Annotated in this window: 1 protein-coding gene; it reads right to left on the reverse strand. The window is 41.4% G+C overall.

What is annotated here, in order from left to right:
* Positions 1-56: 56 nt before the first annotated feature.
* Positions 57-734, reverse strand: a complete 678-nt coding sequence (locus M3P05_RS20565) for an HNH endonuclease (protein ID WP_249702015.1) — start codon at positions 732-734, stop codon at positions 57-59.
* Positions 735-780 lie beyond the last annotated feature (46 nt).

Here is a 780-nt window from a genome sequence, read left to right on the forward strand (position 1 = left end):
GCTTATGGGGCGCCGTAGGCGTCCCAGCGCAGCGACATGAAGCTCTTGTTACACGTTTACTCTCTGATGAGGCGAGAAATTTTTGCATAAAGAGCATCGATTTTATCTGAGTTACTTTGACCATAATGCAGTTCTCTATGACAGTTTGGGCATAGAGCAACAGCATTACTAACACGATCAGAACCCTTATCCGCCAACCGTTTTAGATGGTGGACTTCAAGAAAAGGTTCACCAGCAGCAGTTGTGAATGGTGCTGGCGAATTGCAGCTTTCACATAGCCCTTGGGACTCTCTAAGAACCCATGCTTTAACTTTTGGGTCACGACTATATTGCGTAGCTTGGCCGATTGAGATAGTTGGCTCAACAAGCCCCGCAGGTCTATCCAGGATTTTCTTGTTCTTAAGAGTATTTACTTGAGTTTCAAAGCCAGCAACACCAGTGTAACTTTTACCCTCAACTTTACAGATGAGACGTTCGATTATTTCTGCATTATTCGATCCGACGTTCTTAGCTGGCTTTAAACCTGAAACCCATTGTCTTCCCATCAGAGAGAATACGTATGAAATATTCTGCATTCTATATTCATAGGATTTCTCAGTTCTTCCAAACTTTTCTGAAAGTCCAGAGTAATATGACTTCTTAACAAAGTGTTCATTTCTTGAATCTTTAATATGCATATCCAAATATGCGACAACAGAAGCTTCAAGTTCTTCTGTACTCCATTTTTCGGTCAATTATTGTTCCTTGGAAACACTCGATGTTGAATAAACGTGTAACGCC

Origin of the sequence: Parendozoicomonas callyspongiae (assembly GCF_023502345.1) — a bacterium.
Taxonomy (GTDB): Bacteria; Pseudomonadota; Gammaproteobacteria; order Pseudomonadales; family Endozoicomonadaceae; genus Sansalvadorimonas; species Sansalvadorimonas callyspongiae.